Genomic DNA, 408 nt, shown 5'->3' with positions numbered 1-408 from the left:
CGAACCTTAACCCATCGCGCTTTCGCGCAGGCGGGCTTTCAGCTTGTTGTACTCATCGATCACGTACTGCTCCGCCGCGCGCTGATCGGCAATCCGCTCAACGTTAACCGCGCAGTACTTGTACTCCGGCGTTTTGGTTATCGGGCTCAGGTTCTCCGACACCAGCTCGTTACAGGCGCCAATCCACCACTGGTAGGTCATGTATACCGCGCCTTTATTCGGCCGATCGCTGACCTGCGCGCGGGTGATGATGCGGCCTTTACGCGAATTGACCCACACCAGCGCTTCATCCTCGATGCCTAACCGTTCGGCGTCGGCGGTGTTGATTTGCGCATAGCCCGGTTCATCCGCCAGCGCCGCCAGCGCCGCGCAGTTGCCGGTCATCGAACGGCAGGAGTAGTGACCGAC

Annotated in this window: 1 protein-coding gene; it reads right to left on the bottom strand. The window is 60.5% G+C overall.

Going from position 1 to position 408, the window contains the following annotated elements; translation table 11 throughout:
* Positions 1-6: 6 nt before the first annotated feature.
* On the bottom strand, positions 7-408 hold a 402-nt coding region (locus PGS10_RS24970; protein ID WP_316423646.1), incomplete at its 5' end, for a molybdopterin dinucleotide binding domain-containing protein.

Source organism: Klebsiella sp. 141153, from assembly GCF_032601995.1.
GTDB classification, from domain to species: domain Bacteria; phylum Pseudomonadota; class Gammaproteobacteria; order Enterobacterales; family Enterobacteriaceae; genus Klebsiella; species Klebsiella aerogenes.
Note: the sequence above shows the minus strand (reverse complement) of the source record. Positions and strands in the feature narration are given on the sequence as shown.